Raw genomic sequence first — 25,990 nt, 5'->3', positions numbered from 1 at the left:
GGTTCGACCCATCGGCCGGAGGCCAGGGCGCCTACGACACCCCGCTGGGCATCACCAACCCGCCCATCGACGAGCTGCTGGACCGCGTGTCGAGCAAGTACGCCCTGGTGATCTACGCCGCCAAGCGGGCCCGTCAGATCAACGACTACTACAACCAGCTCGTCGATGGGCGGGTTGGTGATGCCCAGCGGGGTGTCGTAGGCGCCCTGGCCTCCGGCCGATGGGTCGAACCGGTCGGGGACGGCGGCCAGCGCCGCGTCGGACTGCGGAATAGTCACTTAGGTCAAACTCCTTGGCGGTCAGAGCCCCGAAACGGATTGGCTACCGCTGATGATTCGAATGCTCAATCTCGATTGGATCTGGTCTGGCTCCTGGTCTGGCCAGGCGGGTCATGCGGACTCGGCGCAGTTCCTAGCAGCAAGGATACCAATTCCGCGCACGCAGACTCCAATTGACTGTTGACCACGACCTCGTCGAAGTCGTCCTGGGCCGCCATTTCCACGCGGGCGGTCTCCAGGCGGCGCTGCATGGCCTCCGGCGTCTCGGTGCCGCGGCCGACGAGTCTGGCCTCGAGGTCCTGCCAACTGGGCGGCGCGAGGAACACGGTGATGGCCTCGGGCATTGCCCTCTTGACCGCCCTGGCGCCGGCCAGGTCGACCTCGATGAGCACCGGGATTCCGGCCGCGGTGGCGGTCCGCACCGGCCCGGCCAGGGTGCCCGAGCGGTGCAGTCCGCCGTGGATCTCGGCCCACTCCAGCAGGGCGCCGTCGTCGATGAGCTGCTGAAAACGGGCGGGGCTGACGAAGTGGTAGTCGACGCCGTCGACCTCGCCCGGCCGGGGCGCCCGCGTCGTGGCCGAGACGGAAAAATGCAGGTCCGGGATTCGCTCGCGCAGGCACCGGACCACGGTCGACTTGCCGACCGCGGAGGGACCGGACAGCACGACCACGCGCCCCTTACCTGGTGGTGCGGGACGCGTGCCGTGCTCGACGTCCGGTCCCCCGCTCGCGCTCACTGGCGCTCCTGGGCTGCTGCGCCCATAGCGCGGGTTGGCCGAGGCCGGGCTAGGAGCCGAACTTTTCCAGCAGGGCCTTGCGCTGGCGGTCGCCGAGGCCGCGCAGGCGGCGGGTGGGGGCGATCTCCAGCTCAGTCATGATTTCCTGCGCCTTGACCTTGCCCACCTTCGGCAACGCCTCGAGAAGCGCAGAAACCTTCATCTTGCCCAGGACTTCGTCGGTCTCGGCGTCCTTGAGCACCTGGGTGAGGTTGGTGCCGCCGCGCTTCAGCCGGTCCTTGAGCTCTGCTCGTGCTCGACGTGCGGCAGCCGCCTTCTCCAACGCGGCCGCGCGCTGCTCGTCGGTCAACTGGGGAAGGGCCACGATTCCTCCGTATCTGATCAATCAATTTCAATCGATCTCATTTTGTCTCGCCGGTTCTTCTGCCAGCGGAGACGACCGTACTCAGGCCTCCTGACGAAATCTAACCCGGCCCCCTGGTTCAGGGGACAAACTCCCAGCATGAGCCCCGCGTGTGGTCCGAAAATGCCCTCCGCCCGGCGTCCGCGATGACCGCCCAGGCGGACCGCGCCAACACTGGGCCGGCGCGCTGCAGACAACCGAAAAAACCGCGCTGAGCTGGGGTTTTCCCCCGTTCACCCGGCGCCCGGCCAGCCGCCGGCGCGACGCCCAGAGGCGTCCCTGGCGCGGCGAAACGCCTCGTGCCGGGGATCACGCATTTTTCGTTGCGTGTCGCGCGTGTCGCGCCCGTGTTGTCCCGCCGCGGCGCCGGCACGCTCCTTCGCTGGTACGGCCGCCAGCTAATACCCCGCGGGTTTACCATCGAGCGGTGTCGAACCTGCGGATCCGTCAGGCCGCTGAGCTGCTCGGAGTCAGCGACGACACCGTACGGCGCTGGATCAACCAGGGATCGCTGACGGTCAGCCACGACGCGGCGGGCCGCAAGGTCATCGCCAGCGAAGACCTGGCCCGGTTTTCCCGGAACAACGCCCCCGCGCCGCCGCCGGACCCCCTGAGCATCGGCAGCTCGGCCCGCAACCGCTTCGTCGGGCTGGTCACCAGGGTCACCAGCGACAAGGTGATGTCGCAGGTCGAGATGCAGTGCGGCCCGTTCACCGTCGTGTCGCTGATGAGCACCGAGGCCGCCGAGGAACTGCAGTTGCGGCCCGGCAGCGTCGCCGTGGCGGTCGTCAAGGCGACCACGGTGATCGTGGAGACCGCGCGGCCCAGCACGGCCATAGCGTCCGACTGAGGGCCGGCTCGGGCTACCGCGCGCCCAGGTAGGCGACGGCGTCGAGCATCCGCTCGCCCGCCGCCCGCAGTTCGGCCACGCCCGGCCCGGCCCGCAGCACCTCGCGGGCCACCGCGGGCAGCAGCTGACCGGGCGCCGCCCCGCCCAGCCCGGCGAGCGCGTCGGGCCGTCCGCCCTGCACACCCAACCCGGGCACCAGCACCGGCCCGCCGAGCGCGCTGAGATCGGGCGCCTCGAGCACCGTCGCGCCGACCACCACGCCCACGTACCCGGGACCCGACGGCGTCGCCGACTTGTTCACCACCGCCGCCTGGTCGACCACCAGCTGGGCCACCGTGCGGCCGTCGAACGCGGCGCGTTGCACGGTCGCGCCCTCCGGGTTGGAGGTCGCTGCCAGCACGAACACGCCGCGATCATGCGCGGCGGCGGCCTCCAGCAGCGGCCGCAACGACCCGAATCCGAGGTACGGCGAGGCCGTGACGGCGTCGGCCGCCAGCGGCGAGTCGCCCGCCCAGGCGGCGGCGTAGGCCGCCATCGTGGTGCCGATGTCGCCGCGCTTGGCGTCCGCCAGCACGAGCACGCCGGCCGAACGCAGGGCCGCGATGGTGCGTTCGAGCACCGCGAACCCGGCGGCGCCGTACGCCTCGAAGAACGCCACCTGCGGCTTGACGACGGCGAAGCCGGCGAACGCTTCGATGCAGATGTCGCAGAACGCGGCCAGCCCGTCGGCGGTGGTCGGCAGATCCCAGGCGCGGAGCAGCTCGGGATGCGGGTCGATGCCCACGCACAGCGGGCCGCGCTGCGCCTTCGCCTCGGCCAGGCGGACGCCGAAACCCGTCATCGGGCGCCTTCGCCCTGGCCCATCAGGCTGTGCAGTTCCTGCAGGGACCGGACGCCGATGTCGCCGCGGATGCCCGCCTCGATGCCCTGGATCGCGGCCGACGCGCCCTGCACCGTGGTGACGCAGGGAATGTTGACCGACACCGCGGCCGAACGGATCTCGTAGCCGTCGATGCGCGGACCGGAGTTGCCGTACGGCGTGTTGATCACCATGTCGACCTCACCGGCCTTGATCGCGTCGACGGCGGACACGGCCGGGCGCCCCGGCTGCGGCGGCTCGAAGTGCTTGCGAACCTCGTCGCACGGAATTCCGTTGCGCCGCAACATCTCCGCGGTGCCTTCCGTGGCCAGCACGCGGAAGCCCAGGTCGGCCAGGCGCTTGACCGGGAACACCAGGGACCGCTTGTCCCGGTTCGCGACCGACACGAACACGGTGCCCTCGACCGGCAGCGAGCCGTAGGCGGCGGTCTGGCTCTTGGCGAAGGCGGTGCCGAAATCCCGGTCGATGCCCATCACCTCGCCGGTCGACTTCATCTCCGGGCCCAGCAGCGAATCGATGGCCGCGCCGTCGATCCGGCGGAACCGGTGGAACGGCAGGACCGCCTCCTTGACCGCGATCGGGGCGTTCCAGGCGGCGTGGGCGCCGTCCCCGGACGCCGCCAGCATGCCCTCGCCGCGCAGCTGGGCGATGGTGGCGCCCAACATGATTCGGGCGCACGCCTTGGCGAGCGGGACGGCGGTGGCCTTCGAGACGAAGGGAACGGTCCGGCTCGCCCGCGGGTTGGCCTCCAGGACGTAGAGCACGTCGTCCTTGAGGGCGTACTGCACGTTGAGCAGGCCGATCACGCCGATGCCGTGCGCGATGGCCTCGGTGGCGCGGCGCACCTTCTCGATGTCGCTGCGGCCCAACGTGACCGGCGGCAGCGCGCACGCCGAGTCGCCGGAGTGGATGCCGGCCTCCTCGATGTGCTCCATGATGCCGCCGATGTAGACCTCGGCGCCGTCGCACAGCGCGTCGACGTCGATCTCCACCGCGTCCTCGAGGAAGCGGTCGACCAGCACCGGGTGCTCGGGCGACAGCTCGGTGGCGCGGGTGATGTAGCCCTCCAGCGTCTCGTCGTCGTAGACGATCTCCATCCCGCGGCCGCCCAGCACGTACGACGGCCGCACCAGCACCGGATAACCGATCTCGTCGGCGATCCGGCGGGCCTGCGCGAAAGTCGTTGCCATGCCGTATTTCGGCGCGGGCAGGCCGGCGCCGGCCAGCACGTCGCCGAACGCGCCGCGGTCCTCGGCCAGGTCGATCGCTTCGGGCGGGGTGCCCACGATCGGGACCCCGGCGTCGGCGAGGCGCTGCGCCAACCCGAGCGGGGTCTGCCCGCCCAGTTGCACGATGACACCGACCACGCCGGGCCCCGAGCCGGCCGACTGCTGTTCGGCGCGGTACACCTCGAGGACGTCCTCGAACGTCAGCGGCTCGAAGTACAGCCGGTCGGCGGTGTCGTAGTCGGTGGACACCGTCTCGGGGTTGCAGTTGACCATCACGGTCTCGAAACCGGCCTGGCTCAACGTGGTTGCCGCGTGCACGCAGCTGTAGTCGAATTCGATGCCCTGGCCGATGCGGTTGGGGCCGGACCCCAGGATCAGCACCTTGGGCCGCTCGGCCTGCGGGGCCACCTCCGTCTCGGCGGCCGGGTCCAGTTCGTAGCTGCTGTAGTGGTAGGGCGTCTTGGCCTCGAACTCCGCCGCGCAGGTGTCGACGGTCTTGTATACCGGGTGGATGCCGAGCCGCTCGCGCAGCGAGCGCACCCCGTTCTCCCCCGCCAGTTCCGGGCGCAGGGAGGCGATCTGGCGGTCCGACAGCCCGCTGTGCTTGGCCCGCCGCAGCAGGTCGGTGTCGAGCACCGGGGCGTCCACCAGCTCGGCGCGCAGCGTGCCCAGCTCGCCGATCTGGGCCACGAACCACGGGTCGACGCCGCTGGCCTCGGCGACCTGCTCGACCGACGCGCCGAGCCGCAGCGCCAGCTCGATGTCGTAGAGCCGGCCCTCGGTCGGGGTGCGCAGCCGCTCGAGCACCTGACCGACGTCGCCGTCCGGATCGGGCTTGGTCCAGAAACCCGCGCGGGTGGTCTCCAGCGAACGCATCACCTTGCCGAGCGCCTCGATGAAGTTGCGGCCCAACGACATCGCCTCTCCGACGGACTTCATCGTGGTGGTCAGGGTGGGGTCCGCGCCGGGGAACTTCTCGAATGCGAATCGCGGCGCCTTGACGACGACGTAGTCGAGGGTGGGTTCGAAGCAGGCCGGCGTTTCCTTGGTGATGTCGTTGACGATCTCGTCGAGGGTGTAGCCGATGGCCAGTTTCGCGGCGATCTTGGCGATCGGGAAGCCGGTGGCCTTGGAGGCCAGCGCGCTTGACCTCGACACCCGAGGGTTCATCTCGATGACGATCAGCCGGCCGTCGGCCGGGTTGATCGCGAACTGGATGTTGCAGCCGCCGGTGTCGACCCCGACCTCGCGCAGGATCGCGATGCCCAGGTCCCGCATCCGCTGGTATTCCCGGTCGGTCAGCGTCATGGCCGGCGCGACGGTGACCGAGTCCCCTGTGTGCACCCCCATCGGGTCGAAGTTCTCGATCGAACACACCACGACGACGTTGTCGTTGCCGTCGCGCATCAGCTCGAGCTCGAATTCCTTCCAGCCGTAGATCGATTCCTCGATCAGCACGTTGGCGCTGGGGCTTTCGGCCAGGCCGGCGCCGGCCATCCGGTCGACCTCTTCGACGGATCGCGCCATGCCCGACCCCAGCCCGCCCATGGTGAAGCTGGGGCGCACCACGACGGGCAGCCCGAGTTCGTCGACCGTCTCGCGGACCTCTTCCATGGTGAAACAGACTCGGCTGCGGGCGGATTCGCCGCCGACTTTGGCGACGATGTCCTTGAACATCTGCCGGTCCTCGCCGCGCTGGATCGCGTCGATGTCGGCGCCGATGAGCTCGACGCCATGGCGCTCCAGCGCCCCGTTCTCATGCAGCGCGACCGCGGTGTTGAGCGCGGTCTGCCCGCCCAGCGTGGCCAGCAGCGCGTCGATCTTGTTGCCACGCTCGGCCTGCTGGGCGATCACCCGCTCCACGAAGGCCGGGGTGATCGGCTCGACGTAGGTGTGGTCGGCGTACTCCGGGTCGGTCATGATGGTGGCCGGGTTGGAGTTGATCAGGCTGACCTGCAGCCCCTCCGCCCGCAACACCCGGCAGGCCTGGGTGCCCGAGTAGTCGAATTCGGCCGCCTGGCCGATGACGATCGGCCCCGAGCCGATCACCAGCACGTGGCGCAAGTCGGTGCGACGCGGCACTAGCGCCCCCTTTCGCTCTGTTGGGCGGCCATCAGGTCGATGAATTGGTCGAACAGGTACTCCGCGTCGTGTGGGCCGGCGGCGGCCTCGGGGTGGTACTGCACCGAGAACGCCCGCCCGTCAGCGAGTTTGACGCCCTCGACCACCCCGTCGTTGGCGCAGGTGTGGCTGACGACCGCCGGGCCGAACGGGGTGTCGAACGACTGGCCGGCCTCGCCTTCCAGCGCGAAGCCGTGGTTTTGCGCGGTCACCGCCACCCGCCCGGTCGCGTGGTCCATCACCGGGATGTTGATGCCGCGGTGGCCGAACACCATCTTGTAGGTGGACAGGCCCAGCGCGCGGCCCAGGATCTGGTTGCCGAAGCAGATGCCGAACAACGGGATACCGGCGCCCAACACCTCGCGGGTGAGCGCGACGACGTGGTCGGCGGTGGCCGGGTCGCCCGGTCCGTTGGACAGGAACACGCCGTCGGGTGCGATGTCGGCGATCTGGGCGAAGGAGGTCGACGAGGGCAGCACGTGGCTGCGGACCCCGCGGCGGGCGAAGTTGCGCGGCGTGTTGGTCTTGATCCCCAGGTCCAGCGCGACCACCGTGAACCGTTGCGGGCCTTCGGGTTCCACGACGTAAGCCTCCGGCGTGCTGACCTCGCCGGCCAGGTCGGCGCCCAGCATCGACTGCTGTCCGCGCACCCGCCGCACCAGTTCGTCGGGGTCGGCGAGCGCGTCTCCCGAGAAGACTCCGGCCTTCATCGATCCGCGGGTGCGCAGGTGGCGCACCACCGCGCGGGTGTCGATGCCGGCGATCCCGACGATGTGCTGGCGCACCAGTTCGTCCTCCAGCGTGCCGGTGGCGCGCCAGTTGGACGCCCGCGGCGACGGGTCGCGCACCGCATAGCCGGCGACCCAGATCTTGTCGCCGCGGCTCTCCGCGTCCTCGGTGTTCCAGCCGGTGTTGCCGATCTGCGGCGCGGTGGCGACCACGATCTGCCGGTGATAGCTGGGATCGGTCAGCGTCTCCTGGTAGCCGGACATGCCGGTGGAAAAGACGGCCTCGCCGAGCGTTTGGCCGATCTTGCCGAACGGCGTGCCGGTGAAGACGCGCCCGTCTTCGAGTACGAGCAGTGCTTTGTTGTTCACGCGGCTCCCTCCTGCTGGGACTCCAGCCACTCGGTGTATTCCTCGCGGTGATTCGCCCGAAAGCCGGTGTCGATCTCGACTCCCGACGGCAGCCGCCACCGAATCGCCAAGATCCCGATCCGCGCCGTGGCCCTGCCGCCCATGCTGCGTTCCATGCGAATGCCGGTGACCGCGTCTTTCGGAATCCAAATCGGTTGAGCCCGTAGGCGTTCCACCATGATTCCACCTGCGTAGCGGGTCAGCACCGCCTTGCTGCGAAAACCCAAGTCGCCGGCGGCGATCCGCTCGTGCCAGCCCGGCGCCATCATGGAACCGCAATAGTGGCCGCGGGTGGTGATCAGCGCCGCGCCCACCTGGTCGGGTACGTCGGGCAGGTCGCCGATCAGCTCCTCCTGCCGCTCCGAGCGACGCCGCCAGCTGCGCATCATCAGCTGGATGACCACCGCGATCACCACCACCAGCACGGCCGCGAAGATGAGCGACCCCACCAGCGTGCCTGAGTTCATGCCGGGCACTTCCCGTCTCGAGCGGTGACCTTGCCCCGCAGCAGGGTCGCCGTCACGGTGGCCGGCAGGGCCATCGACTCGAACGGCGTGTTGGCCGACCGGCTGGCCAGGTCGGACCCGGCGACGGTCCAGTTGGCTTCGGGGTCGACCACCGTCAGGTTGGCCGGCTCCCCCACCTCCAGCGGGCGGCCGTGATCGGGCAGCCCGACGATGCGCGCGGGGTTTTCGCTCATCACCCGCGCGACGTCGCGCCACGTCAACAGCCCCGGCGTCACCATCGTGTGCACCACGACCGACAGCGCGGTCTGCAGGCCCAGCATGCCGGGACGCGCCGCGGCGAATTCCACGCACTTCTCGTGCTCGGCGTGCGGGGCATGGTCGGTGGCCACGCAGTCGATAACGCCGTCGGCCAGGGCCTGACGCAGCGCAACCGCGTCGGCGGCTTCCCGCAGCGGCGGGTTGACCCGGTTGCGCCCGTCGTAGGTGGCCAGCCTGCTGTCGTCGAGCAGCAGGTGATGCGGGGTGACCTCGGCGGTGATCGAGATGCCTTGCTCCTTGGCCCATTTCAGCAGCTCGACGGTGCCCGCGGTGGACGCGTGGCAGATGTGCACGCGGGCGCCGGCGTCGCGCGCCAGCAGCGCGTCGCGGGCGACGATCGATTCCTCGGCGGCCCGCGGCCATCCCGAGAGTCCGAGCCGGGCGGCGGCGGGTCCCTCGTGGGCCACGGCGCCGACGGTCAGCCGGGGTTCCTCGGCGTGCTGGGCGATCAGCACGCCCAGGCCGGTGGCGTACTCGAGGGCGCGGCGCATCACCAGCGGGTCGTGCACACAGACGCCGTCGTCGGAGAACATCCGCACCTGCGCGGCCCCGGCCGCCATCATGCCCATCTCGGTGAGCTCGGTGCCGGCCAGCCCGACGGTGACGGCGCCGACCGGGTGGACGTCGACGAGGCCGACCTGCTGGCCGCGGTGCCAGACGTGGTCGGTGACCACCGGACTGTCGGCGACGGGATTGGTGTTGGCCATCGCGAACACCGCCGTGTACCCGCCCAGAGCCGCTGCGGCCGAGCCGGTTTCGATGTCCTCGGCGTATTCGCGGCCGGGCTCGCGCAGATGGGTGTGCAGGTCGACGAACCCGGGCAGCAACACCTGCCCGGTCGCGTCGATGACGTCGGCGGTGTCGGGGACCGCCAGCTCCGCGCCGATGTCGGCGATCTGGCCGTCATCGACCAGCACGTCGACCCGGTCGCCCTCGCCGTACAGCCGGACCCCGCGAATCAGCACGCTCACGCCGCCCCCTCACTTCCGGCCGACTCCGCGCCGACGAGGACGTGGAACAGCACCGCCATGCGCACGTGCACGCCGTTGGAAACCTGTTGCAGCACGGCCGATTGCGACGAGTCGGCCACCGACGATGCGATCTCCATGCCGCGCAGCATCGGGCCCGGGTGCATCACCACGGCGTGGCCGGGCAGCATCGCCTGGCGGCGATCGGACAGCCCGTAACGCGACGAGTATTCGCGCACCGACGGGAAGAAGCCGCCGTTCATGCGCTCGGCCTGCACCCGCAGCATCAGCACCGCGTCGGCGGCGGGCAGCTCGGCGTCAAAGTCGCCCGCGACGGTGACCGGCCAGCCGTCCACCCCGACCGGCAACAGTGTCGGCGGCGCGACCAGCACCACCTCGGCGCCCAGCGTGTGCAGCAGCATGACGTTGGACCGGGCGACCCGGCTGTGCAGGATGTCGCCGACGATCACGACGCGCCGTCCCTCGATGCCGCCGAGCCGCTGACGAATCGTCAAGGCGTCGAGCAGTGCCTGCGTCGGGTGCTCGTGGGTGCCGTCCCCGGCGTTGATCACCGAGGGGCCGTCGTTCGCGCTGCCGGTCCAGTCGGCGAGCAGGTGCGCCGCGCCCGACGCCGGGTGGCGGATGATCAGCGCGTCGGCGCCGGCCGCCCGCAGGGTCAGCGCGGTGTCGCGCAGCGACTCACCCTTGCCCACCGACGATCCGGAGGCGCTGACGTTGATGACGTCGGCGCTCATCCACTTGCCGGCCACCTCGAACGACACCCGGGTGCGGGTGGAGTTCTCGTAGAACATGGTGATGACGGTGCGCCCGCGCAGGGTGGGCAGCTTCTTGATCTCGCGGCCCACCAGCGCCTGGGCGAAGCGGTCGGCGTCGTCGAGGATGGCGGTGGCCTCGTCGCGGCTCAGGTCGCCGGCGGCCAGCAGGTGACGGGTCATCGGGAGATCACCACCGCGTCGCGCCCGTCCTGCTCGCTGAGCAGCACGTGCACGCTCTCGCTGCGGGACGTCGGGACGTTCTTGCCGACGTAGTCGGCGCGCAGCGGCAGCTCGCGGTGGCCGCGGTCGACCAGCACCGCGAGCTGCACCGCCCGCGGGCGGCCGACGTCGCGCAGCGCGTCCAGCGCCGAGCGCACCGAGCGCCCGGAGTACAGCACGTCGTCGATGAGGATGACCAGCGCGTCGTCGATGCCGCCGGCCGGGATCGACGTGGCCTCCAGCGGCCGCGGCGGCTTCTGCATCAAATCGTCGCGGTACAAGGTGATGTCGAGGCCCCCGTGGCCCACTTCCACGCCGCTGAATTCGGCGATGTGGGTGGCCAGCCGCTCGGCCAGGATCACGCCGCGGGTCGGGATGCCCAACAGGACCACGCGCGGCGCGGACCGGCTCGCGTCATCCAACGCGGTCTTTTCAATGATCTGATGTGCGATACGGGAAATGGTGCGACCCACGTCGGCCGCCGACATCAGTTCCCGGGACCCGCGGCCTGAGCCGCTCTCGTCCACAGCACCCATGCGAGACTTGACCTCCTTCTCCGCCTCGCCGGACGGATCGTTAAAGGATGTCGACTGCCCGGCAGCGTAGCACCTCTGTCGTGGGGCGGCGGCGCGGGGCCCGAACGCGTCGCCCCGGATCGCCCGCTACGCCCCACCCGTCCCAGGCGTCTCGGCGGGGAGTTGACGTGACGTCGCCCACCGACCTGGAGGGAGCCGGCCGCGGCGTCGCAGCGTCGACCCTCAGCGCGCAATCGCCCCTAGGTGCAGGGAACTTGGCCGTTGAGCACGCAGTTCGACGGTGGCGTGAAGGAACCGACCAGCACGCCCCTCATGCCGCCCGTGGCCGAACCGCCGGGCGCAATGCTGCGATTCCAGTTCGCGGGGGTGAGGGTGTAGTGGGTGCCCGATTGGGTGACGTTGCTGTTCCACGTGTGCAGGACGGATTGTCCCGCCGGCATGTCGAAGTCGATCCGCCAATCGTTGAGCGGCACCAAGCTCAAGTTGGTGACGGTGAAGTTCGCGATGAAACCGGTCTGCCACGCGTGTTCGACCGACAGCGTCGCCGAGGCGGGCGCAGCCGCACGAGCCACCGGGGCGACGGCGAGCCCGAGGGTGGTGACCAGCAATGCCGACACGGAGACGTGAAGGGCTGTGCGCCAGCGCTTCACGCGGGTGTTCAGTTCGGCCATGCCGCCCACACTAAAACCACGCACGCGATATCGACCCGCGCATCGCGGCGCGCTGCAGTACCTTTGCCCAACCGAAACCGTCATGAAATTTTGGCCGGGAGACAACGGCGCGCTGGCCTGGGGACGGGCAGGATTCCTGGCCGCCGCACTGCGCCGCCAGCAGTATGACCTACCGCGTGCTGAACCGGCGAGCGCCCTCGGTGAATGAGTGAATAGCGTCCCCTCCGGTGACCGAACTAAAATCAACCCACGCGATCGCATGATCAACGCGGCTATCGGCGTTGCCGCATCGAACGGGGGGCTCGCCTAATGTGCGCCGTAGGCAAGGGCTGAGGATGCAAATCGTATTACTGATCTCCGGCGCCGCATTCATCGCCGCGGCGTTGGCCGTTACCATCCGGCGTCTCGTTCAGTCGCCACCGCGCTCGAAGCCCAGAGCTGCGATGTGGGCCACCGTGTTGCAGTTGGCAGCAGTTGCGGCATTCCTGGTGTTGGCCGCTCAGAACATGCACAGCCACAAAACAATTTTCTGGTTGCAAGTGGCAACCGTCGCGCTGATGGCGGTCAACGTTGTTGTGACCCTGGTGCTACAGGAAAAGCCTCAGAAGCCTTCAGCATAGGGGCGCCCTCTCAGTTGCGGCGGCTGCGTTTCCACCGAGCCTTCAGAGTCGCCTTGCCTAGTCGCCTCAGCGGTCGTGTCTCACCGGCCCCTGACGATCTCTGATCGAACCTGCCGCGCGCCGCGGACCGCGGTATTTCGGCCCGGGTAGTCGGGCGCCGCGGAGAAGAAAGTACGTTCGGATGGTGAGCGAGGAGTTCTGGGTTACCCGCCGCGATGCCGGGGATGCGGTGGTGTTGCAGGTCAGCGGCGTGGTGGACATCATCACCGCACCATCGCTCGCCACCCATATCGACGTCGCCCTGGCCGGCACGCCCGCGGTGCTGGTCATCGACCTCACCGAGGTCGATTTCCTGTCCTCCGCCGGCATCACCGTGCTGGTCGAGGTCCATCGCCTGACCGAGAACAGCCCGACCTCACTGCGGGTCGCGGCCGACGGCTCGGCCACCAGCCGGCCGCTGCGCATCGTCGGCCTCGACGAGTTCATCGACCTCTATCCCACCGTGGACGAGGCCTTGGCCGGGGCTCCCCGCGGCCCGGAGCTAACCTGACCGGGTGAATCTCGACGTCAATGCGGCCTCCATCCGGGAAGTGGTCGACGCGGGCCTGCTCGCCGGCGCGCTGACGATGGTCTGGCAGCGCGGAGAAGTCCTGCAGGTCAACGAAATCGGATACCGCGACGTGGACGCCGGGCTGCCGATGCGGCGGGACACCCTGTTCCGGATCGCGTCGATGACCAAGCCGGTCACCGTCGCGGCGGTGATGAGCCTGGCCGACGAGGGCAAGCTGACGCTGAAGGACCCCGTCGTGCGCTGGGCGCCCGAGCTGGCCGACGTGCGGGTGCTCGACGACCCGCACGGCCCGCTGGATCGGACGCACCCGCTCGGGCGGGCCATCCTGATCGAGGATCTGCTCACCCACACCAGCGGACTGGCCTACGGCTTCTCGGTGTCGGGGCCGATCGCCAAGGCCTACGTGCGGCTGCCGTTCAACCAGGGCCCGGACGCGTGGCTCGCCGAGCTGGCCAAGCTGCCACTGGTGCACCAGCCGGGCGACCGGCTCACCTACAGCCACTCGATCGACCTGCTGGGCGTCATCGCGTCGCGCATCGAGGGCAAGCCGTTCAACCAGGTACTCGACGAACGGGTCCTCGGCCCGGTCGGCATGCCCGACACCGGATTCTTCGTCTCCCCCGACGGGCGCCGGCGCGCGGCGACCATGTACCGGCTCGACGGGCAGGGCCAGCTGCACCATGACGCGATGGGGCCGCCGCACATCAAGCCGCCGTCCTTCTGCAACGCCGGCGGCGGGTTGTGGTCGACCGCCGACGACTACCTGAGGTTCGTGCGGATGTTGCTCGGCGACGGGACGATCGACGGGGTGCGGGTGCTCTCCCCCGCGTCGGCCCGGCTGATGCGGACCGACCGGCTCACCGACGAACAGAAGCGCCACGACTTCCTCGGGGCGCCGTATTGGGTCGGCCGCGGCTTCGGCCTGAACCTGTCGGTGGTGACCGACCCGGCCAAAAGCGCGCCGCTGCTCGGCCCGGGCGGGCTCGGGACGTTCAGCTGGCCGGGCGCCTACGGGACGTGGTGGCAGGCCGACCCGACCGCCGATCTGGTGCTGCTGTACCTGGTGCAGAACCTGCCCGACATGTCCGCGGACGTGGCAGCGGCGATCGCCGGCAACACGTCGCTGGCCAAATTGCAGTCGGCGCAACCGAAATTCGTCCGGCGGACCTATCAAGCGCTCGGCCTCTGACGTGGTCGATTATCCGCCCGACCGCATCACCGGACCACGGCTCGTGCTGCGCCGGCCGGTGCTCGACGACGCCGGCGCGCTGTTCCAGCGGGTCGCCCGCGACCCCGAGGTCACCAGGTACCTGATGTGGGCGCCGCACCCCGACGTGGCCGCGACCCGGCGGGTGATCACCGAAAAGCTCAACGCCACCCCCGACGAGCGGACGTGGGCGATCGAATTGCGGCACAGCGGTGAGGTGGTCGGGCTGACCAGCTGCCGGCGCCCGGTGCCGCACTCGGTCGAGATCGGGTACTGCCTGGGCCGCCGGTGGTGGGGCAAGGGCCTGATGGGCGAGGTCCTCAACATGCTGTTGACCGCGCTCGACAGCGACCGCGCGGTGTACCGGGTGTGGGCCACGTGCAACGTCGACAACGAGCGCTCGGCCCGGCTGCTGGAGCGCGCCGGGTTCGTGTTGGAGGGGCGACTGGCCCGCCACGCCGTCTACCCCAACCTGGGGCTCGAACCGCAGGACAGTCTGCTCTACGCGAGGATCTTGCGGTGATCGAGTGTGCGGCCAGGGCGGGCGCCGGCGGCGTGTCGCCGCCCTGAGCGCACACCGAAAGCCGTCAGCACACACCCGACCGCGGGCTACCCGGTATCCAGCGCGCGGCGCGCATAGGCCCGCACGTCGGCGTCGCCGTCCTTGAGCGCGATGCTCAGCGCGTCCCGCGCGGCCGGTTCACCGGCCCAGCGGGTCAGGCTCAGCACGGCCGCCTTGCGCACGTCGAGGTGCGCGTCAGCGAGCGCCTCGGCAAGCGCCGGCACCGCGGCGTCGGCCGGCGCGCCCGCCAGCGCGCGGGCCGCGCCCTCCCGCACCTGCCACGCCGGCGCCCGCAGCGCGGCTTTCACCGCAGCGAGATCCGCTGGGCGGCAACCCAACTCGCCCAGTGCGGCCAGCGCGGCCGCGCGCACCAGCGGGTCCGGGTCGGCGATCAGCGCGCCGACCGCCTCGCCGCCGCCGCGCAGCGTGGCCAGGCCGGCCGCCGCGGCGATCCGGACCTCGCGGCTCTCGTCGCCGGTGGCGGTGACCACCCCGGCCACGTCGTCGACCGACACCAGTGCCCGCACCGCCTCGATGCGCACCCGGTGGTCGGAGTCGAACAGCGCGCGGCGGTAGTCCTCGGGGTCGCCGACCCGGCGCGCGGCCAGCACGTAGAGCGCGGCTGCCCGCACCGCCACGTCGCCGGAGCCCAGGCGCGGCTGCACGTCGGCGGGCTCGGGTAACACCTCGACCAGCTCGCGGATCCCCTCGGCGCCGGTGCGCCGCACGGCGGCGTCGGCGTCGTCCAGCGCGGCCAGCAAGGCGGGCGCGTACCCGTCGGGAATGTGTTCGGTGAGCGTGGCCACCGCCGTGCGGCGCACGCCGGGGTCCGGGTCCGTCAGGTACGGCCGCAGCGCGGCGATCGTCGGCTCCTCGAGGGCCAGGACCTCGGCGATCTTCGGCGATGGCGGCTCGAATGACGTTGCGGGCGCCGCGATTCGGGACCGCGTGGCGGCCGGGGCCTGGCCGCCGACCAGCGGCGGTTGCTCCACCTCCTGCACGGTCTGGTCCGCGGGCGGCAGGCCGTCCAGTTCCGGCACCGGCACGAAGTACGGGGCGACCGGCCGCTTCAGGAACACCATCCGGCCGTCGGCGCCCTTGCGCAGGTTGAGGTGATAGCCCCACTCGCTGTCATCGCGGCCGGGCAGGTCGGAGCGGTCGTGGTAGAGGCCCCAGCGCGATTCGGTTCGGGTGAGCGACGATCGGGCGGCCATCTCGGCGCAGTCCCGGATGAACGACACCTCGACGGCGCGCATCAGCTCGTGCGGGTTGCGCGCACCCATCTCGGCGATCTCGGCCCGCATGCGATCGAAGGTGCGCACGGCGATGGACAGCTTGGCCGCCGTCTTGGGCGGCGCCACGTAGTCGTTGACGAATCGGCGCAGCTTGTATTCGACCTGCGGCTGGGGTGGGCCGTCGGGATGCCGCAGCGGCCGGTAGATCAGGTCGTGCGCCTCGAGCAGCTGGTCGCCCGGAAGCTCTTGCGGTGCAGCCACTTCCGCGCACCCCAAGGCCGCGTCGGTGCCGGCGAGGTCGCCGAAGACGAACGCCCCGATCATGTAGTTGTGCGGGACGCAGGCCAGGTCGCCGGCGGCGTACAGCCCGGGCACGGTGGTGCGTGCGTGTTCGTCGACCCAGACCCCGGAGGCCGAATGCCCGCTGCACAGACCGATTTCGGAGATGTGCATCTCGATGTCGTGGGTGCGGTAGTCGTGGCCGCGGTTGGCGTGGAAGGTGCCCCGCGTCGGCCGCTCGGTGGTGTGCAGGATGCTCTCCAGCGCGGTCAGCGTCTCGTCGGGCAGGTGGGAGACCTTGAGGTAGATGGGCCCGCGGGCGGAGTCGATCTCGCTCTTCACCTCGGACATCATCTGACCCGACCAGTAGTCGGAGTCCACGAACCGCTCACCGTGGGCGTTGACCTGGTAGCCGCCGAACGGGTTGGCCACGTACGCGCAAGCCGGCCCGTTGTAGTCCTTGATCAACGGATTGACCTGGAAACACTCGATTCCCGACAGCTCCGCGCCCGCGTGGAAGGCCATCGCGTACCCGTCGCCGGCGTTCGTCGGGTTCTCGTAGGTGCCGTACAGGTAGCCCGACGCGGGCAGCCCCAGCCGGCCGCAGGCGCCGGTGGCCAGGATCACCGCCTTCGCCCCGATCGCGACGAATTCGCCGGTACGGGTGTGCAAGGCGGCCGCGCCGACCGCCCGGCCATCCTGCACGAGAACCCGCACCGGCATCAGCCGGTTCTCGATGCGGATCTTCTCGCGCATCGACCGTTGCCGCAGCACCCGGTACAGCGCCTTCTTGACGTCCTTGCCTTCCGGCATGGGCAGCACGTAGGAGCCCGAGCGGTGCACCCGGCGCACCGCGTACTCCCCGTGTTCGTCCTTCTCGAACTTCACCCCGTAGCGTTCCAGCCGCTGCACCATCGCGAACCCGCGGCTGGCCGTCTGATAAATGGTGCGCTGGTTGACGATTCCGTCGTTGGCGCGGGTGATCTCGGCGACGTAGTCCTCGGGTTCGGCCTTGCCCGGGATGACGGCGTTGTTCACGCCGTCCATGCCCATGGCCAGCGCGCCGGAGTGCCGCACGTGCGCCTTCTCCAACAGCAGCACCTGCGCGCCGTGCTCGGCGGCCGACAGCGCGGCCATCGTGCCGGCGGTGCCGCCGCCGATCACCAGCACGTCGCAGTCGAGGCGGAGGGGGGCCGCTGGATCCGGAATCTCCATCATGCCGCCACCAAATTGCCCAGGGCGGCAATGATTTCCGCGCGCAACCCGTCCCTGGGTAGCTCGCTGCGCGGATCGGGCACGTCGATCGAGGCGCGGAGCGGCTCGCCGGCGCGGCCGAGGACGACGATCCGGTCGCCCAGCGCGAGCGCCTCGTCGACATCGTGGGTGACGAAGACGATCGTCGTGGGATGGGTGCGCCAGGTGTCGATCAACAGCCGCTGCATGGCGGCCCGGGTTTGGGTGTCCAGCGCGCCGAACGGCTCATCCATCATCACCGCGCGGGGCGCCCCGGCCAGGCCTCGGGCCAGCTGCACCCGTTGCCGCATCCCGCCGGAGAGGCTCTTGGGCAGGAAGTGGCCGAAACCGGCGAGCCCGAGCTCGTCGATCCAGCGTTCGGCCTGCGCACGCCGGGTGGCGCGGGGCTCGCCGCGCAGCCGCAGCGCCAGCTCGATGTTGGACCGCACGGTCCGCCACGGCAGCAGCGCGTTGTCCTGGAACACCATGCCCCGGTCACCCGAGGTGGTGGTGACCTCGGCGCCGTCGGCCAGCACCCGGCCCTCGTCGGGCCGCAGCAGCCCCGCCAGGGCGCGCAGCAGCGTCGACTTGCCGCACCCCGACGGCCCGGTCAGCACCAGGATCTCCCCCGGGCGCACCGTCAGGCTCAGGCCGTCGATCACCGGAGTTCCGGTGTAGGACAACCGAACCGACTCGAGCTCGAGGCTGGTTCCGATTTGTGTCGCAGTGGTCATCGCAATCCTTCCTGTGCGCGCGGCAACCAGCGAGTCACCCGCCGGCCGACGACTTCCACGGCCGCCGACGTGGCGAACCCGAGGACGCCGATCGTGATGATGCCGACGAATACCTGCGGGTAGGCCAGCACCGTGTAGTCCTGCCAGGTGCGGTAGCCGACGCCGAGACGGCCCGAGATCATCTCGGCGGAGATGACGCAGATCCAGGCCACGCCCATGCCGACCGACAGCCCGCCGAACACGCCCGGCAGGATGCCGGGCAGCACCACTTGGGTCAGCACCTCCCACCGCCCGCCGCCCAGCGTGCGCACCGAGTCCTCCCACAGGGTCGGCAGCGCCCGCACGGCGTGCCGGGTGCTGACCATGATCGGGAAGTAGGCGGCGAGGAAGGTGATGAACACGATGCCCGCCTCGTCGGTGGGGAACAGCAGGATCGCCACCGGCACGATCGCGATCGCGGGAATGGGCCGGGCCAATTCGGCCAGCGGACCGAACAGGTCGGCGAACAGCCGCGAGCGGCCCAGCAGCACACCGGTCGCCACGCCGATCACGGCGGCCAGGCCGAAGCCGGTGAGGATGCGAATCAACGACTGCGCCAGGTCAAGCCAGTACTCGTAGGAGCCGAGCCGCCGCTGCAGCGCATGCACGATCTGCGTGACGGTGGGCAGCGTGTCGAACCGCAGCAGCAGCCGCACCTTGCCGGCGGTGAGCAACTGCCACAGTCCGATTGCGGCCGCCACCGACGCGAGCCGCAACAGCCGCGACCCCCACCGGGAGCTCAATCGCCGCGGCTGCGCGAGCGCGGGCGCCGCGATCACGCCGGGGGCCTGGTCGGCCACTGCTTCGACGGTCATACCGAACCTCCCAGTGCCTGCTGGTAATTCATCACGACGTCACCCGGGTGGGCGGCCAGATACCGGCGCGCCCCGGCCTGCGTGCCGAACGGCAAATAGTTCTGGCCGTCTTTCACCCAGACCGCCTTGTCGGCGAACCACCGGGTGCCGAGCTCGGCGTCGGGAACGTAGGCCGCGCGGACCTTTGCGCCGCGGGCGGTGGCGTCGGCGACCGCCCGCAACAAGCCGGTGGGGGTGGCGACGGTCTGCGTCGTGTCGGCCCCGTCCAGCCACAGTTCGCTGGCCGACGCCGGGTCACCGGCGAGCAGCGACGGGTTGGTGGCGCGCGCCCGCGCGGCCGCGTAGTCCAGCCCGCGGGCGGCGAACACCGCGCGCAGCGGATCGTCCACGGCGAACTTCCCGACGTCGAGGTCGGCGAAGTCACCGATCGACTTCAGGTACGGCACATCGCTTTTCAGCGCGTCGATAAGCGACGGCTTGAGCGTGGTGTCGAATGACGTGCCGCCGGGGCCGTTGTAGAGATACACCACCTCTTGCGGCAGACCGCTGGCCTGGGCGACGATGCGCGCCGCCTCCAGCGGCTTGTCGTTGAGGAAGTCGGTGGCATCCAGTTGCGCCTGCAGGAACGCCGCCAGCACCTCCGGGTGCGCCGACGCGTACGAGCGCCGCACCACCACGCCGTGCAACGTGGGCAGATTCAGCTCGGCCCCGTCGTAGAGCAGCTTGGCCTTGCCCTGGTACACCAGCAGGCCAGGCCACGCGACGAACTGCGAAAGCCCGTTCACCTGGCCCGATTCCAGCGCGGAGGCGCCGACCTGGGGCTGCTGGTTGAGCACCTCGACGCCGGTGATGCCCGCCCTACCCAGCGCCCGGACCAACGTGCCGTGGCCCGCAGAGCCCACGCTGGCCGACACCTTGGCGCCGGTCAGGTCGGCGAGCGTGGTCGCCGATGAATCCGGCGCCACCACAACCATGTTCAGCGCGCCCTTGGGGTTATAGCCGGTAATCGACACCATCTCGGTGCGGGCAAGCGGGTTGCCCTGGGTCTTGGACCCGTTGATCAGCATCGGGTAATCGCCCATCGAGCCGATGTCGATCTTTTCGGCAAGCATCTGGGCGGTGATCGGGGCGCCGGTGTCATAATCCTGCCAGCGCACCGCGTACCTGGTGCCGGTGCGGGTGGTGATGTCGGCGAGCCGGCGTTCGAGATACCCCTGCGCGCGCAGCAGCGTGCCGGCGGTCACGGTGTTGATGGTCTTGGACTGGTATCCCACCACGACGTTGACCACGCCGGACGATTGCGAAAACGATTCCAGCGAGCACCCGGTGGCGAACACGGCGACCGTGACCGCCACCGAAAGCAGCTGGCGGGCCTGCTTTTTCATGATGACTTCGGGGTTTCAGCGGAGGAGATAGGGCATGTTGACCGTGACGGCGCCGGTCGGACAGCGCGCCGCGCAGGGGCCGCAGTACCAGCATTCGTCGACGTGCATGTACGCCTTGCCGGTGTCGGGGTTGATGGCCAGCGCGTCGAGCGGACAGACCTCGACGCACAGGGTGCAGCCATCGATGCACAACGACTCGTCGATCGTCACCGGCACATCGGCCCGGGTGTTGTTGACCAGCGTCATGTATCGCTCCTTATCAGGCTGCCGCGCATGGTGATTCGATCGCCACGCATCCGGATGTACTCCAAGTCAACGGGTGTGCCGTCGGCAAGACTGGTCAGCCGCTCCAGCATGAGCAGCGCCGAGCCGTCGGGCACCTGCAGGGTGGCCGCCGAATGCGCGTCGGCGGGGATGGCCTCCAGCGCGAGCGACGCCGAGCCCAGCCGCTGCCCGCTGACCTCTTCGATGAGCGCGAACACATCGTTGGTCTCCAGCGGATGGCGCAGCACCCGTTCCCCGATATCCGGGGCCAGGTAGGTCAGGTCGAGGCTGAGCGGCAGGTCGCCGAGGTAGCGCAGGCGCTCGATGAAGACGGCCCGTTCGCCGGGCGCCAGCCCCAATCCGCGGGCCACCGACGGAGGCGCGGTGACGGGCATCGCGGCGCGCACCTCGTTGCGCACCTCACCGAGGTGCTTGAACGTTTCCTTCAGTCCCAGCAAGGCGTCCAGCCCGTGGGAGTATTTGCGTTGTGCGACGTGCGTGCCGACCTTGGGCCCGCGGTCGATGAGCCCTTCGTGCTTCAGCACCGCCAGTGCCTCGCGAATCGTGTTGCGTGACACCAGGAATTCGGCCGCCAAGTCATGCTCGGCCGGCAATCCGTCGGGGTAGGCGTCGGCGTGGATCTGCTGGCGCAACACGTCGGCGACCCGGCGGGCGCGGTCGGCCCGGGGTCCGCTGCTGATCGGTTGCGCCACGCGGCCACGCTAACGCAGCTCACGGGCGCTTTTCGGGTGCGCGATAACCTGCCGCCGGGGCGCCTCGGCCCATTGCGCCGGGCCGGGTTCGGGGTCGACCAGCCGAAATCACGGCGCACAGCGCTATTGCGCCACCCCGGCGACGACGTCCTCTTTCCAATCCCGGTGAGCGGAACCGCCTCCGGAGTCGCGCACGACATGCCCGGTGGGCACCAGCGGCACGGCAGCCAACGGGAACATCGCACAAAGGGCCCAGGCCGCTGGGTATTCGGCGGCCATGATCAGCGCACCGAAGAGCGGGGGCCCGGCTGCGGCCATCAGCCGTTGGCTGGTGTTCTGCAGACCCAGCGCGCGCCCGCTCCAGAACGGCCCGGCGGATTCGGTGATGGCGGTCGCCTCGAGCCCATTGTCGAGCACCGCGATCACCGAAATCGCGACCATCAGCAACACGTCGTAACGCGAACCGGTGCCGTCGGTGAAGGCCAGTAGCAGCAGCGCGAGCGCGGCGGCGATGGCGATGGCGCGGACCGGCCGCATCCGGGAGCCCACGCGGTCCGACCAACGCCCGACCGCGATCCGGCCCGCAGCACCCAGCAGCTGGCAGACGGTGATCAGGGCCCCGGCGGCCCCGACCGACCAGCCGTGGTGGTGCATCAGCCACACCAGCATGAAGGTCACGGTCACCGTCTGCGGCATCATCAGCAGGGCGCTCACCGCGTGAATCCGCCACAGCAGGGACGACCGGCGATACGGGCTGGCGAGTTCCGCGTCGGTGGCCACCTTGCGCGACTTCCGCGGCGGATCGACGATCCCGAGCGCGCTCGCCACCGCCGCCAGAGTGCACATGAGCGCGAGGAACATCAGCCCGAACCGGGGACCGCGCTCGGCGAGCTCCGGCACGACCAGGGCGCCGACGGCGATGCCCAACGGTTGCGCCGTCTGGCGAATGCCCATCGCGAGTCCCCGCTGGTGCGAGGGGAACCATGCGGACACCAGCCGCCCGCCCGCGGTGTTGCAGCTGGCCGCGGCCATGCCACCGAGAAAGAGGAAGACGCCGATGGCCGCCATCGAATGGGCCGACGCCGCGGCGTAGGCCGCGGCCGCCGTGAGCGCCGAACCGGCCGTCAACACGGCTCGCTCACCCACGCGGTCGAGCACCCAGCCCCACAGGACCAGCGTCACCACCATGCCCCAACTCGGCATCGACGACACCAACCCGGCCTCGGTCAACGAAATGCCCCTGCGTGCCTGCAGCGACGGAATCAGGAACGCGACGCCACCGATGAAAAGGAACGAGGTCGCCGTCACCCACAACGAGACGATCATGACCGACCAGCGCGCGCCGGTGCCGAGCGAGTCGACGCCTGCCTCGGAAAGCATGCAACCCATGGTGACACGGGCGACTGGCGGCATAGCGCCCTCAGATGCCTCGGGCGCCGCGTAACTTATTGAACGCTATGGCGTTTCACACCCAGCACTCAGTGCCGACCGGCGATACCCCCCGCCGCTAGCTGCGATATCCGTTGTCCGCGAGCCACTTTTAGGCGGCGACGCCCTGACATCGCGGCCGGCGATTCATAGGGCCGGCACAGCAAGTTCTTATGCGCGAACTCAGCGTTTTCTCAGCGCGACTAGCCTAGAAAAGCATGAACCACGACACCGGAAGATGACTGTTGATGAGTGAGCATTCGCGGCAGGCGCTGACCAAGGTGCCGGCGGTCACCCTGGGTTTCTGGATCATCAAGATCTTGGCCACCACGCTGGGCGAAACCGGTGGTGACACCGTCACGATGACCTTGAACTGGGGCTATGCGGCGGGCGTCGCCCTTTTCGGTGTCGCGCTGGTGGTGCTCGTCGTCGCGCAGATCTTCGCTGAGCGCTTCCACGCGACCCTGTACTGGGCGACCATCGTGGCGTCGACAACGTTCGGCACCACCCTGGCGGACTTCGCCGACCGCTCGCTCGGCATCGGCTACACCGGCGGCTCGCTCCTGCTGCTGGCTTGTCTTTTGGCCACTCTCGCCCTGTGGCGTTACTCGCAGGGCACCGTATCGGTCACCACCGTGTCGACGCCGAAGGTCGAGGCCTTCTACTGGGCGACCATCACCTTCTCCCAGACGTTGGGCACCGCGCTCGGCGACTGGCTCGCCGACACTCGCGGGTTCGGTTACGAGCGCGGCGCGCTGGTGTTCGCGGCGGGGCTGGCCGTCGTGATCGCGCTCTACTACTGGACGGCCGTATCGCGCGTCGCGTTGTTCTGGGTCGCGTTCATTCTGACCCGGCCATTGGGCGCGACCGTCGGCGACTTCATCGACAAGCCGGTCGCCGACGGCGGGCTGGCTTTGAGCCGCCCGTTGGCGTCGGCAGTCATCGCCGTGATCATCGTGGCATTGCTTGTCGTCCTGCCGCAGCGCGCGGGCCGCCACCCCGGCGCGACGCACGAAGAAGCGTGATGCCATGAGAGTCCTTCTCGTCGAGGATGAAGCGCGTCTCTCGGCAACTCTGTCGAGGGGGCTCAAGGCGGAGGGCTTCGTCGTCGTCGCGGTCGGCACGGGCGTCGACGGCCTGCGCGAGGCCATCGACAGCAGCTTCGACGTGGTGATCCTGGACATCATGCTTCCCGGCCACAGCGGGTACGAGGTGCTGCGCCGGATGCGGTCGCAGAATGTGTGGACCCCCGTTCTCATGCTGACCGCCAAGGACGGCGAATACGACGAGACCGACTCTTTCGACCTCGGGGCCGACGACTACCTGACCAAGCCGTTTTCGTTCCGCGTTCTCGTGGCGCGGCTGCGGGCGTTGGTGCGTCGTGGCGCCCCGGCGCGCCCGGTGGCATTGACCGCGGGGTCGCTGGTGCTCGACCCCGCGCGCCACACCGTCCACCGCGATTCGACCCCGATCACGTTGACACCGCGCGAGTTTGGGCTACTCGAATATCTGCTCCGCAACAAGGACATGGTGGTGACCAAGCCCGACATCCTGCGCAACGTGTGGGACGCGAACTATTGCGGCCCCGACAATGTGGTCGAAGTTTACGTGGGCTACCTGCGTCGCAAGATCGACGGCCCCTTCGGCACTAACACCATCGAAACGATTCGGGGCGTCGGTTACCGGCTGCCGTGCTGAGGCTCGAACCCCGGCAGGGACACACTCATTCGCGTTCCGCCGCCGGGCCGGTCGCCGACGGTCACCGTGCCGCCGTGAGCGGCGACGACCTCGGCGACGATCGCGAGGCCGAGCCCGGCGCCCCCTCCGCTGCGGGCACGGTCCGAATCCAGCCGTACGAAGCGTTCGAACACCCGCGTCCGGTCGGCCGGCGGGATTCCTGGCCCGTCGTCGCTGACCGTCAGTGACGCCGTCCCGTCGCTGCTGGCGACCGCCAGTGTGACGCGCGAATCCGCGTGACGGACAGCATTTTCCAGCAGATTGCGAACCATGCGCGAGATAGCCATCGGATCCCCGGTGCAGCGCACCGGGCGGATGTCGGCGTCGATTTCGCAGCGCGCCTCCCGTCGCGCGCGGGCGGCTTCGACCTCGGCGATGTCATCAAGTGCCAGCTCTTCTTTGCGCCGCAGCGGCTTTCGCTCGTCGGCGCGGGCCAGCAACAACAGGTCTTCGATCAGGATGTGCATCCGTTGCGCCTCGGGAAGCAGGGTGTTGACCGCCAGCTCGGCATCCAGCAGTTCGGGGTGTGCCTCGGCCACCTCCAGTCCGGAGATGATGGTGGCCAGCGGGCTGCGCAGTTCATGCGACGCGTCGCCCACGAAGCGTTGTTGCGCACGATGGCCGGCTTCGATGCGGGACAGCATCTGATTCATGGTGACCGCCAGCGCCGCGATCTCGTCGCGGCTGTCGGGCACTGGCACTCGTTCGGCCAGATCCGATGCAGAGATTTCGGCCACCCGCGCCCGGATGGCGTCCACCGATCGCAGCGACCGGCGAACGAGCCAGAAGGTCGCTCCGGCCGCCACCGCGATGACGATGGGCGCACCACACGCCAGCAACAGCGCAACCGTCCGTGCGGTCGCTTCGACCGCCTGGCTTCCCCCTCCGACGAGCACGGTGTAGTCCCCGGCCGGGGTCGCGACCCGTTGACCACTGATCCGCATGTTGTCCCCGGCCACCGCGTCGTCGGATAAGGCGCGACGCAGATGGAAGTCGAAGGCGGTGACGGGCACCAGCGGCGTGCTGGGCGCCGAACGCGAGCGCTTCACCACCCTGCCGTCGGGACCGATCAACTGGACCGCGACCACCCGCTGATCAGTGCTGAACAAGGCGCCGTCCAGGCCGGCGGGTGGTTCGGATTCCAACTCCTTCGCCACGTCGCGAACTCTTTCGGCGGATGCGTAATCAACACCCGCCAACAGGGACCGATACAGAAAGCCGTCCAACCCTGCACCGGCAACAAGAAGCGCACCGATCACCACGACCGCCGACACCGCGGCCGAGCGGGCGGGAATCCCCCAGCCCGAGAGGCGAAGCTGCACACTGTCGATTCTGCAGGCCCGCGGACCGTCGGGAACACCGAGCTCAGAGCTCTTCTCAGCGGCTTCTCAGCGACCTTGTCCTAGGCTGGCGGCGCCATGTCCGGTAATGCGCGCCCCAGGCATCCTCAGAACCGCACCACCGCACTGGCCTGCGCCGCAATCGCTTTCGGCTCCGTCCTGGTGGCGGCGCCGCCGGCCGGCGCCGATCCAAACCCGTTCAACTCTCTCAGCTGCAACTGTCCGGAGACAGCCCCGCC

Annotated in this window: 25 protein-coding genes and 1 pseudogene; 8 read left to right on the top strand and 18 right to left on the bottom strand. The window is 69.7% G+C overall.

Features of this window, described 5'->3' with window-relative positions:
* Nucleotides 1-170: pseudogene (gene rpoZ / locus A5681_RS26905) on the top strand (DNA-directed RNA polymerase subunit omega); the annotation flags it as partial.
* A gap of 173 nt (nt 171-343) precedes the next feature.
* On the opposite strand, the gene gmk reads toward rpoZ, so the two are convergent.
* Nucleotides 344-1,015, bottom strand: coding sequence for a guanylate kinase (gmk, locus tag A5681_RS25615; RefSeq protein ID WP_156738161.1), 672 nt, complete (start codon nt 1,013-1,015; stop codon nt 344-346).
* Nucleotides 1,016-1,064: 49 nt separating this feature from the next.
* Nucleotides 1,065-1,379, bottom strand: a complete 315-nt coding sequence (gene mihF, locus A5681_RS25610; protein ID WP_007171927.1) for an integration host factor, actinobacterial type — start codon at nt 1,377-1,379, stop codon at nt 1,065-1,067.
* Between the two features lie 466 nt (nt 1,380-1,845).
* On the opposite strand from mihF, the gene A5681_RS25605 reads away from it, so the two are divergent.
* Nucleotides 1,846-2,268, top strand: coding sequence for a TOBE domain-containing protein (locus tag A5681_RS25605; protein WP_067282687.1), 423 nt, complete (start codon nt 1,846-1,848; stop codon nt 2,266-2,268).
* A gap of 13 nt (nt 2,269-2,281) precedes the next feature.
* Here A5681_RS25605 and pyrF read toward each other — a convergent pair whose 3' ends face one another.
* The 8 genes from pyrF to A5681_RS25565 all read right to left on the bottom strand — a co-directional run bounded on the left by pyrF (nt 2,282) and on the right by A5681_RS25565 (nt 11,589).
* Entirely contained in the window at nt 2,282-3,109 is an 828-nt protein-coding gene (pyrF, locus tag A5681_RS25600; protein ID WP_067282683.1) for an orotidine-5'-phosphate decarboxylase, read from the bottom strand.
* Nucleotides 3,106-6,459, bottom strand: a complete 3,354-nt coding sequence (gene carB / locus A5681_RS25595; RefSeq protein ID WP_067282680.1) for a carbamoyl-phosphate synthase large subunit — start codon at nt 6,457-6,459, stop codon at nt 3,106-3,108. The genes pyrF and carB overlap by 4 nt, the downstream gene beginning before the upstream one ends.
* The gene (carA, locus tag A5681_RS25590; protein WP_067282677.1) at nt 6,459-7,595 is read right to left on the bottom strand and encodes a glutamine-hydrolyzing carbamoyl-phosphate synthase small subunit; all 1,137 of its coding nucleotides are present in this window, start codon (nt 7,593-7,595) and stop codon (nt 6,459-6,461) included. Before carA ends, carB begins: the two co-directional genes overlap by 1 nt.
* Nucleotides 7,592-8,101, bottom strand: a complete 510-nt coding sequence (locus tag A5681_RS25585; protein WP_067282708.1) for a transporter — start codon at nt 8,099-8,101, stop codon at nt 7,592-7,594. Before A5681_RS25585 ends, carA begins: the two co-directional genes overlap by 4 nt.
* The gene (locus A5681_RS25580; protein WP_067282675.1) at nt 8,098-9,390 is read right to left on the bottom strand and encodes a dihydroorotase; all 1,293 of its coding nucleotides are present in this window, start codon (nt 9,388-9,390) and stop codon (nt 8,098-8,100) included. Before A5681_RS25580 ends, A5681_RS25585 begins: the two co-directional genes overlap by 4 nt.
* On the bottom strand, nt 9,387-10,343 hold the full coding sequence (locus tag A5681_RS25575) for an aspartate carbamoyltransferase catalytic subunit (RefSeq protein WP_067282672.1): 957 nt from the start codon (nt 10,341-10,343) through the stop codon (nt 9,387-9,389). Before A5681_RS25575 ends, A5681_RS25580 begins: the two co-directional genes overlap by 4 nt.
* The gene (gene pyrR / locus A5681_RS25570) at nt 10,340-10,918 is read right to left on the bottom strand and encodes a bifunctional pyr operon transcriptional regulator/uracil phosphoribosyltransferase PyrR (RefSeq protein WP_067282669.1); all 579 of its coding nucleotides are present in this window, start codon (nt 10,916-10,918) and stop codon (nt 10,340-10,342) included. Before pyrR ends, A5681_RS25575 begins: the two co-directional genes overlap by 4 nt.
* A 239-nt stretch (nt 10,919-11,157) precedes the next feature.
* Nucleotides 11,158-11,589: a cellulose-binding domain-containing protein gene (locus tag A5681_RS25565; protein ID WP_067282664.1), complete on the bottom strand. Its 432-nt coding sequence runs from the start codon at nt 11,587-11,589 to the stop codon at nt 11,158-11,160.
* A gap of 335 nt (nt 11,590-11,924) precedes the next feature.
* Here A5681_RS25565 and A5681_RS25560 point away from each other — a divergent pair, with 335 nt between their 5' ends.
* From A5681_RS25560 to A5681_RS25545, 4 genes are all read left to right on the top strand, one after another.
* Nucleotides 11,925-12,209, top strand: coding sequence for a hypothetical protein (locus tag A5681_RS25560; RefSeq protein ID WP_156738160.1), 285 nt, complete (start codon nt 11,925-11,927; stop codon nt 12,207-12,209).
* A gap of 184 nt (nt 12,210-12,393) precedes the next feature.
* Nucleotides 12,394-12,759 (top strand): STAS domain-containing protein, encoded by a 366-nt coding sequence (locus A5681_RS25555; protein WP_231996416.1) that lies wholly within the window; start codon nt 12,394-12,396, stop codon nt 12,757-12,759.
* 4 nt (nt 12,760-12,763) lie between these two features.
* A complete protein-coding gene (locus A5681_RS25550; RefSeq protein WP_067282654.1) occupies nt 12,764-13,969 on the top strand; it encodes a serine hydrolase domain-containing protein in 1,206 nt (401 codons plus the stop codon).
* A gap of 1 nt (nt 13,970) precedes the next feature.
* Nucleotides 13,971-14,510: a GNAT family N-acetyltransferase gene (locus A5681_RS25545; protein ID WP_067282638.1), complete on the top strand. Its 540-nt coding sequence runs from the start codon at nt 13,971-13,973 to the stop codon at nt 14,508-14,510.
* A gap of 86 nt (nt 14,511-14,596) precedes the next feature.
* Here A5681_RS25545 and A5681_RS25540 read toward each other — a convergent pair whose 3' ends face one another.
* The 7 genes from A5681_RS25540 to A5681_RS25510 all read right to left on the bottom strand — a co-directional run bounded on the left by A5681_RS25540 (nt 14,597) and on the right by A5681_RS25510 (nt 22,626).
* Nucleotides 14,597-17,281: a fumarate reductase/succinate dehydrogenase flavoprotein subunit gene (locus tag A5681_RS25540; RefSeq protein WP_067282634.1), complete on the bottom strand. Its 2,685-nt coding sequence runs from the start codon at nt 17,279-17,281 to the stop codon at nt 14,597-14,599.
* Nucleotides 17,278-18,030, bottom strand: a complete 753-nt coding sequence (locus A5681_RS25535; protein WP_067282630.1) for an ABC transporter ATP-binding protein — start codon at nt 18,028-18,030, stop codon at nt 17,278-17,280. The genes A5681_RS25540 and A5681_RS25535 overlap by 4 nt, the downstream gene beginning before the upstream one ends.
* Nucleotides 18,027-18,884 (bottom strand): ABC transporter permease, encoded by an 858-nt coding sequence (locus A5681_RS25530; protein WP_067282626.1) that lies wholly within the window; start codon nt 18,882-18,884, stop codon nt 18,027-18,029. The genes A5681_RS25535 and A5681_RS25530 overlap by 4 nt, the downstream gene beginning before the upstream one ends.
* On the bottom strand, nt 18,881-20,269 hold the full coding sequence (locus tag A5681_RS25525) for an ABC transporter substrate-binding protein (protein WP_067282622.1): 1,389 nt from the start codon (nt 20,267-20,269) through the stop codon (nt 18,881-18,883). The genes A5681_RS25530 and A5681_RS25525 overlap by 4 nt, the downstream gene beginning before the upstream one ends.
* 15 nt (nt 20,270-20,284) lie before the next feature.
* Nucleotides 20,285-20,515, bottom strand: coding sequence for a 4Fe-4S dicluster domain-containing protein (locus A5681_RS25520; RefSeq protein WP_067282619.1), 231 nt, complete (start codon nt 20,513-20,515; stop codon nt 20,285-20,287).
* Nucleotides 20,512-21,246 carry a GntR family transcriptional regulator gene (locus tag A5681_RS25515; RefSeq protein WP_067282575.1) on the bottom strand — a complete coding sequence of 245 codons (735 nt, stop codon included), beginning with the start codon at nt 21,244-21,246 and terminating at the stop codon, nt 20,512-20,514. Before A5681_RS25515 ends, A5681_RS25520 begins: the two co-directional genes overlap by 4 nt.
* A gap of 123 nt (nt 21,247-21,369) precedes the next feature.
* Nucleotides 21,370-22,626, bottom strand: coding sequence for an MFS transporter (locus A5681_RS25510; protein ID WP_082968544.1), 1,257 nt, complete (start codon nt 22,624-22,626; stop codon nt 21,370-21,372).
* A gap of 296 nt (nt 22,627-22,922) precedes the next feature.
* On the opposite strand from A5681_RS25510, the gene A5681_RS25505 reads away from it, so the two are divergent.
* Together A5681_RS25505 and A5681_RS25500 are read left to right on the top strand one after the other, a co-directional pair.
* Nucleotides 22,923-23,699, top strand: a complete 777-nt coding sequence (locus A5681_RS25505) for a hypothetical protein (protein WP_067282571.1) — start codon at nt 22,923-22,925, stop codon at nt 23,697-23,699.
* A gap of 4 nt (nt 23,700-23,703) precedes the next feature.
* On the top strand, nt 23,704-24,372 hold the full coding sequence (locus A5681_RS25500; RefSeq protein ID WP_067282569.1) for a response regulator transcription factor: 669 nt from the start codon (nt 23,704-23,706) through the stop codon (nt 24,370-24,372).
* Here the strand turns inward: A5681_RS25500 and A5681_RS25495 are convergent.
* Nucleotides 24,354-25,733, bottom strand: coding sequence for a sensor histidine kinase (locus A5681_RS25495; RefSeq protein WP_082968543.1), 1,380 nt, complete (start codon nt 25,731-25,733; stop codon nt 24,354-24,356). The genes A5681_RS25500 and A5681_RS25495 overlap by 19 nt on opposite strands.
* Nucleotides 25,734-25,990 lie beyond the last annotated feature (257 nt).

The sequence above is a fragment of the Mycobacterium scrofulaceum genome (assembly GCF_001667885.1).
Taxonomy (GTDB): Bacteria; Actinomycetota; Actinomycetes; order Mycobacteriales; family Mycobacteriaceae; genus Mycobacterium; species Mycobacterium scrofulaceum_C.
The sequence above is the reverse complement of the archived record's forward strand: the minus strand, read 5'-3'. Positions and strand labels throughout refer to the sequence as shown.

What these genes read in the sequence shown, in the direction of transcription:
- A5681_RS25500 (WP_067282569.1), top strand. Translation starts at nt 23,704, where the DNA reads ATGAGAGTCCTTCTCGTCGAGGATGAAGCGCGTCTCTCGGCAACTCTG.
- A5681_RS25510 (WP_082968544.1), bottom strand. Translation starts at nt 22,626, where the DNA reads ATGCTTTCCGAGGCAGGCGTCGACTCGCTCGGCACCGGCGCGCGCTGG.
- A5681_RS25575 (WP_067282672.1), bottom strand. Translation starts at nt 10,343, where the DNA reads ATGACCCGTCACCTGCTGGCCGCCGGCGACCTGAGCCGCGACGAGGCC.
- A5681_RS25535 (WP_067282630.1), bottom strand. Translation starts at nt 18,030, where the DNA reads ATGACCACTGCGACACAAATCGGAACCAGCCTCGAGCTCGAGTCGGTT.
- A5681_RS25540 (WP_067282634.1), bottom strand. Translation starts at nt 17,281, where the DNA reads ATGATGGAGATTCCGGATCCAGCGGCCCCCCTCCGCCTCGACTGCGAC.
- A5681_RS25560 (WP_156738160.1), top strand. Translation starts at nt 11,925, where the DNA reads ATGCAAATCGTATTACTGATCTCCGGCGCCGCATTCATCGCCGCGGCG.
- A5681_RS25585 (WP_067282708.1), bottom strand. Translation starts at nt 8,101, where the DNA reads ATGAACTCAGGCACGCTGGTGGGGTCGCTCATCTTCGCGGCCGTGCTG.
- A5681_RS25505 (WP_067282571.1), top strand. Translation starts at nt 22,923, where the DNA reads ATGAGTGAGCATTCGCGGCAGGCGCTGACCAAGGTGCCGGCGGTCACC.
- pyrF (WP_067282683.1), bottom strand. Translation starts at nt 3,109, where the DNA reads ATGACGGGTTTCGGCGTCCGCCTGGCCGAGGCGAAGGCGCAGCGCGGC.
- A5681_RS25520 (WP_067282619.1), bottom strand. Translation starts at nt 20,515, where the DNA reads ATGACGCTGGTCAACAACACCCGGGCCGATGTGCCGGTGACGATCGAC.
- A5681_RS25565 (WP_067282664.1), bottom strand. Translation starts at nt 11,589, where the DNA reads ATGGCCGAACTGAACACCCGCGTGAAGCGCTGGCGCACAGCCCTTCAC.
- A5681_RS25525 (WP_067282622.1), bottom strand. Translation starts at nt 20,269, where the DNA reads ATGAAAAAGCAGGCCCGCCAGCTGCTTTCGGTGGCGGTCACGGTCGCC.
- pyrR (WP_067282669.1), bottom strand. Translation starts at nt 10,918, where the DNA reads ATGGGTGCTGTGGACGAGAGCGGCTCAGGCCGCGGGTCCCGGGAACTG.
- A5681_RS25530 (WP_067282626.1), bottom strand. Translation starts at nt 18,884, where the DNA reads ATGACCGTCGAAGCAGTGGCCGACCAGGCCCCCGGCGTGATCGCGGCG.